This is a genomic window from Ruminococcus flavefaciens (assembly GCF_900116855.1).
Taxonomy (GTDB): domain Bacteria; phylum Bacillota; class Clostridia; order Oscillospirales; family Ruminococcaceae; genus Ruminococcus; species Ruminococcus flavefaciens_R.
In genome coordinates this window covers 329,188-335,768 of the sequence record NZ_UETD01000004.1, presented here as the reverse complement: position 1 = coordinate 335,768, position 6,581 = coordinate 329,188, and the positions used below count along the sequence as shown (strand labels likewise).

The window sequence follows — 6,581 nt, the reverse complement described above, 5'->3', positions numbered from 1 at the left end:
TCTTTGGTAGTCCTATCATGCGGTAAAACTACGTTATGAGGTATTACCATCCGTTTCCAGAAGCTATCCCTCTCTCAAAGGTAGGTTGCTCACGTGTTACTCACCCGTCCGCCACTAAGATAATCTAAGTAAACTCAAATTATCTCCGTTCGACTTGCATGTGTTAAGCGTGCCGCCAGCGTTCGTCCTGAGCCAGGATCAAACTCTTTATTAAAGTTGTATATATCAGATGCTTTCACATCTAAAATATCGATCCTAATTCATAACGCTTGCGTTATTACTCTTCGTGTTTTTTTAAAGTCTTTTCTTGACTTCCCTTTATTCTCATAAAGGAATCTCAAGGGTCGTTACTTTTTTATTCGCATTGTTCAATTTTCAAGATGCTGTTCTTCTGTCTCTCTGAGACAGCTTTAATATTATATCACTTTCCTTCGGGTTTGTCAAGCTCTTTTTTCAAATTTCTTTGATTTTTTTCCTCGACCGCTTTCGCTTCCCTGTCGGACAGTGATTATATTATACCACCAGTTTCTCGATTTGTCAAACCAAAGATTGGAAGCTTTTTTGCGGTTTTTTTGTACGAAATAACCGATATCCTGCATAAATAGCTTGTTTTCGCCTATAATTTGTACATTTCTTCCTCCTTCTCATTTATCTGCGCCATAAATCTTTGTCTTGAAATCTTAATTGTCATATGTTATAATATCAGTACTGCCACCGGGTAGAAATGCAAAGCATTTGTTAAGTACATCGTTAGGTCTTTGAAGATGTGCTCAGCAAATGCTTTTTTTGTGGAGGTCGATATAATGAAACTTAAACAGCTTTTCAGTTCACTTACTGTTGTCGACTATTCTATATGGGGCGCAGCAATGCTTTTCATCACAGTTTCCTTTCTTATCTTTGACAGGACGAACTTTTTGACTCTCGCTGCATCCATAATAGGCGTGACTTCTATAATCATTAATGCCAAGGGGCATCCTCTCGGACAGCTTATCATGCTGTTCTTTGCCGCTGTCTATGGCTATATTTCTTTTTCATTCCACTATTACGGCGAAATGATCACTTACCTCGGTATGACTGCTCCCATGGCTCTCTTCTCGCTTATTGCATGGCTCCGAAATCCATTTAAGGATGGTAACGCCGAGGTTCGCGTCAATCATCTCACCAAGCTTGAAATCGCATTCATGTCTCTGCTAACTTTAGCTGTCACACTTGTTTTCTATTTTATACTTCGATATTTCAATACCGCAAATCTTATCCCCAGCACCATTTCCGTAACGACCAGCTTTGCCGCGGTCTACCTTACATTCAGAAGAAGCGCTTATTTTTCGCTGCTTTACGCTGCAAACGATATCGTTCTCATAGTCCTCTGGACTCTTGCTTCTCTGACCGACAGCTCCTACATCTCCGTTCTCATCTGCTTTGTTATGTTCCTTGTCAGCGATATCTACGGATTTATCAGCTGGCTGAAAATGAAAAAAAGACAAGAGTCCGCCGACCCATTTCACAGCACATTTTCTACCTGATTTTTAACGTAATACCTTGAATTTTATAATATATTGTGCTATAATCAAATTATAGTAATCGTCATTTAAGGCGCGTCAGAGGGGAGGCTGCGTTTTGAATATCCTGATATATGCTATGCTCACTGTCGGTATCATACAGATGATCGTCAATATCTGGAAATATACCCAGTTCCTGCGTTCTCTGAGAGATGTACTTTCGGCAGGCAGAGGCAGAGTAAGAATATGGAAGTACGTTGCACTTGTGCTGCTCATCTTCTTCCTGCTGGGCTATCTGCTGGTTACCTTCAAGGGCAAGCCCGATATTATCATCGCAGGCATACTCTTCGGCGGCAGTATCTTCGTTGCAATAATGCTGACTATCACCTTTATGCTCATGAGCAGAACAAAGGAGCGAAGCATCGACATCGCTGAGGTTCTCATCGGCGTCATTGACGCAAGAGACCCTAATCTCAACGGTCACAGCCGCCATGTCCAGAACCTTACCATGCTGCTTTACGAGTATATCCCGTCACCAAAGAAAAAGCTGATCAATCCTGTCAGTCTTGAATATGCCGCTCTTATGCATGATGTCGGCAAGCTGGGGATACCTGAGATCATTCTCAACAAGCCTGACAAGCTCACTGACGAGGAGTGGCAGGTAATGAAAAAGCACCCAGAGATAGGAGTTAAGATTCTCGAACCCCTGAAGTCTTTCCGCCACGTTTTCCCGTGGATACTCTACCACCACGAACACATTGACGGAACAGGCTATCACGGCTTGAAAGGCTGGCGAATCCCCTACGCATCGCGGATCATCGCTATTGCCGATACCTACTCTGCCATCACAATGAAGCGTTCATACAAAGAGCCGCGTTCACACGATGAAGCTCTTGCGATAATGCAAAGCGTTGCAGGTACTCAGCTTGACAGCGACCTTGTGGAGATATTCTGCAATATCCCTAAAAACAAGGTACTCGCCTGCAAGCCCGAAAAGGTTGACTTTGACATCGGCGATAGCACAAATCAGATCTTATCGGAGCAAAGCTCCGATAAACAGTGAATAGTGATTAGTTAATAGTGAATAGTTGTGGTGTCGCCTTCGGCGACAATATTTAAATAATGTGAGCGCAGCAAACACATCAATTCACAGTTTATCGTATGTGCTGAATTACGATTTATCCTTGCAGTCGGTCTTTCAGAAATAATCTAACGAAAAAAGAGTCACAGTTATGCAGCTGTGACTCTTTTGCTTTATTGTATGTTTGCAGCTCAATCAGCCGCCAGCACCTTTTTGTAGGTCTCGATGTAGAGATCGGCAGACGCCGCCCAGCTGTGGTCGCACTCCATCATACGGACCATTAGTTCGTTCCATCTTTCCTTGTCGTTATAATCGTTCCACGCACGCTTGACCGCATCAAGCATATCGTTGGCATTATAGGTCTTGAAGGTGAAGCCGTTGCCGTTTTCGCCGCCGTTGTCGCGGACAGAGTCCCTGAGCCCCCCTGTCTCGCGGACAATGGGAGCTGTTCCGTATCTCATTGCTATCATTTGCGCAAGTCCGCATGGCTCGCTCTGAGACGGCATGAGGAACATATCCGAGCCTGCATAAACTCTTCTTGAAAGCTCGGGGATAAAACCGATGGTGACAGATACCCTCTCGGGATATCTTGCAGCCATTTCGAGGAAAAAGTCCTCATATATCTTCTCGCCGCTTCCCAGTATGGCAAACTTTATGCCGTCATGGACCATTTCCTCAAAGACGCAACGTATAAGGTCTATGCCCTTATGACGTACAAAACGGGTGACGATGCCGATTATGGGCTCATCGCCCTCTGCAAGTCCAAGCTCCGATATCAGAGCTTCTTTGCACTTCACCTTGCCCTCGGGCTTCTTTGAAGAATAGTTCGCCGCTATAGCCTTATCCTTTGCAGGATCGTAAAGCTTTGTATCTATGCCGTTCATGATTCCGCGGAGCTTATACTGCTTGGTAACAAGTATCCTGTCAAGACCGTGTGCATACCATGGGTCAAGTATCTCCCACGCATAGCTGGGACTGACCGTGGTTATCATGTCGCAGGTCTCGATAGCTCCCTTCATCATATTGACATAGCCGTCATAATCAAGGAGTCCCGCATTGTACATGGGGATGCCCATGAGTTCACTGAGGACTTCCTTGCCGTATTTGCCCTGATATTCGATATTGTGGATGGTATAGACCGTCTTGATACCGTCATAGCCCTGCTGGTACTTATAATAGACATTATAGTAAACAGGTATCAGAGCAGTCTGCCAGTCGTTGCAGTTGATGATATCGGGAGTAAACTTGATATACCTGAGCATTTCAAGCACAGCCCTGTCGAAGAATACAAATCTCTCACAGTCGTCATAGAAACCGTAGAGACCGTCCCTTGCAAAATAATACTCATTGTCGATGAAGTAATAGGTTATGCCGTCCATTACGGCCATAAATATCCCACAGTACTGCTTCCGCCATGAGACATCAACGGTTATATTGGTCAGAAAGACCATTTTCTCGCGAAGCTCGGGGCTGACAGACTTGTAGAGCGGTATAACTACTCTGCAATCATGTCTCTTGTTCTTTATAGCCTTCGGAAGCGAACCTATCACATCTGCAAGACCGCCTGAAGCTGCAAATGGTACAGCTTCACTGGCAGCAAAAAGTATTTTCATATTTGATCACCGCCGTCAGATCTTACCGCCTTTTCCAATATACAGCGGATATGTCTCGGAGCCCGTAAGCACCTTTTCATTGCTTATCTCAACGTTCTTATCGGCAATTACCGATGAGATACTGCAGTTCTCGCCCACCTTGGTGCCCTGAAGGAGAACGCAGTCCTTGACCACCGAATCCTTTCCTACCTTTACACCTCTGAAAAGTATTGAATTTATGACAGTTCCTTCAATGATACAGCCGTCAGCAATAAGGGAATCCTTTATACTCGATTCCAGTCCGTACTTAACAGGACCATTGTCGCCGATCTTTGTCAGAACAGGCATATCCTTGCGGAAAAGTGCATTTTTCTTCTCGGGATCGAGCAGCATCCTGTTAGCCAGATAGTAGTCCTGTATGCTGTCGATCTTTGTGAAGAAGCCGTCGTGCTTGTAGCCCATTATCTTGAAATCATCTCTCCTGCCCTGAAGTATCTCACGGGTGAAGCTGAACTGATTTCTGCTTGCAGCGTCCGAGACGATCTTCTTCAGGAAGTCCTTGGTGATGATACACATCTCAAGCCAGATATTGCACTCGCCCGAGAACTGAGGGTCCACCAGAACGTCCTTCAGTCTGTTGTCGCCGTCGAACTCCAGAACAGTTGTACACTTGTTCTTTTCATAGTCGTAAACGCCTCTGCTGTAAACGAGAGTGATGTCAGCTTCATTCTCCATATGCTGCTTCAGCACGGGATTGAAGTTTATAGTAGTTACCACGTCGCAGTTGGACATGATGACATACTTTGCATTTGAATGCTCAACAAATCCCCAGATATTGTTGAGAGCGTCCAGTCTTCCCTTATAGATACCGCCTGTCTGGCTGTAAGGGGGGAGAAGATGGAGTCCGCCCTTTTTACGGGCAAGGTCCCAGTCACGTCCCGAACCGAGGTGATCCAGAAGCGAACCGTAGTTGGACTTTGTGATGACTCCCACCTCGGAAACTCCCGAATGAACGAAGTTTGAGAGAGGGAAATCTATAAGGCGGTAACGTCCGCCGAAGGGTATGGAACCCATGGTTCTCTGCTTGGTCAGCTCGCTGACATAAGCGTCGTGCATACTTGCGAAGACAAGTCCCAAAACATTATAATTAACACTCATAGCAACATTCCTCCGTCAGATATTTTCACCGATGATCTGCTTGGGCGCTACGACCTTTTCGGCAGATACAGTAACGTTATGTCCGACAACGGCAATGCCCCAGTCGTCTCTGTTTTCGATCATTTCGGGACTCGAACCCACACGGGCGCGCGACTCGATAACGCTGTCGCTTCCCACTATGGCATACTCTACAACAGCACCCGACTTGATAACAGTACCGGGCATGATGATGCTGTAATTTACGGTAGCTCCTGCCTCGATGGTAACTCCCGAGAAAAGGATAGAGAAGTCAACGGTGCCGTCGATAGTGCTTCCCTCGGAGATCATGGAGTTCTCGATATTGGCGTTATCGCCTACATACTGAGGAGGCATATTGCTGTTGCGCGAATATATCTTCCAGCTGGGATCATAGAGGTCCAGCGGCACACTGGGGCTCAGGAGGTCCATATTAGCCTCCCAGAGAGAATCCAGAGTTCCCACGTCCTTCCAGTAGCCCTCGAACTCGTATGCGAACAGTCTCTGCTGGTCGCGGAGCATAGAGGTGATGATATCCTTACCGAAGTCCTTTGACCACGGCTCGCCCTTTTCGCGCTTTGCGTTGGCGTCGTTCTCATTCTCAATGAGATACTTGCGGAGCTTCTCCCATGTGAAAACATAGATACCCATGGAAGCCAGTGTGGACTTGGGCTCCTTGGGCTTCTCAACGAAGTCTGTGACCTGATTTTTGTCATCGCAGATCATGATTCCGAAGCGTGAAGCCTCTGCCTTGGGAACATCTATTACGGAGATGGTGCAGTCCGCGTCATTGGCAACGTGGAAGTCCACCATCTTAGAGTAATCCATCTTGTAGATGTGGTCACCGCCGAGAACTACAACATACTCGGGGTCATAGCGCTCGATGAAGCGCATATTCTGATAGATAGCGTTTGCAGTGCCCTCGTACCACGAAGCTCCTGCCTGTGTCTCATAGGGAGGTAGCACATGGACTCCTCCGTTCATTTTATCAAGGTCCCACGGCTGACCGTTTCCGATGTACTCATTGAGCACAAGGGGCTGGTACTGAGTGAGGACGCCTACTGTATCAATACCTGAATTGGTGCAGTTTGAGAGAGGGAAATCGATGAGACGATACTTTCCGCCGTAAGGTACTGCGGGCTTTGCCACATTTTTGGTCAGTGCATATAGTCTGCTGCCCTGACCGCCTGCAAGGAGCATTGCAACGACTCTTTTCTTAGTATACATATTTTTCCT

The 6,581-nt window shown here is 46.2% G+C and carries 5 protein-coding genes and 1 rRNA gene; 2 read left to right on the top strand and 4 right to left on the bottom strand.

The window, feature by feature from the left end; genetic code table 11:
- A 16S ribosomal RNA gene (locus DSZ37_RS05710) occupies positions 1-214 on the bottom strand; the annotation flags it as partial.
- A 589-nt stretch (positions 215-803) separates the two neighbouring features.
- Here DSZ37_RS05710 and pnuC point away from each other — a divergent pair.
- Entirely contained in the window at positions 804-1,523 is a 720-nt protein-coding gene (pnuC, locus tag DSZ37_RS05705) for a nicotinamide riboside transporter PnuC (protein ID WP_181380251.1), read from the top strand.
- Between the two features lie 94 nt (positions 1,524-1,617).
- Positions 1,618-2,562 (top strand): HD-GYP domain-containing protein, encoded by a 945-nt coding sequence (locus DSZ37_RS05700; RefSeq protein WP_242978575.1) that lies wholly within the window; start codon positions 1,618-1,620, stop codon positions 2,560-2,562.
- Between the two features lie 209 nt (positions 2,563-2,771).
- Here the strand turns inward: DSZ37_RS05700 and glgA are convergent, their stop codons facing one another.
- Genes glgA through DSZ37_RS05685 form a run of 3 tightly spaced genes read right to left on the bottom strand, consistent with a single transcriptional unit; the run spans position 2,772 to position 6,572 of the window.
- Positions 2,772-4,193, bottom strand: a complete 1,422-nt coding sequence (glgA, locus tag DSZ37_RS05695) for a glycogen synthase GlgA (protein ID WP_109725978.1) — start codon at positions 4,191-4,193, stop codon at positions 2,772-2,774.
- 15 nt (positions 4,194-4,208) lie between these two features.
- A complete protein-coding gene (glgD, locus tag DSZ37_RS05690; RefSeq protein WP_109725977.1) occupies positions 4,209-5,330 on the bottom strand; it encodes a glucose-1-phosphate adenylyltransferase subunit GlgD in 1,122 nt (373 codons plus the stop codon).
- 15 nt (positions 5,331-5,345) lie between these two features.
- Positions 5,346-6,572 carry a glucose-1-phosphate adenylyltransferase gene (locus tag DSZ37_RS05685; protein WP_109725976.1) on the bottom strand — a complete coding sequence of 409 codons (1,227 nt, stop codon included), beginning with the start codon at positions 6,570-6,572 and terminating at the stop codon, positions 5,346-5,348.
- Between the last annotated feature and the right edge of the window lie 9 nt (positions 6,573-6,581).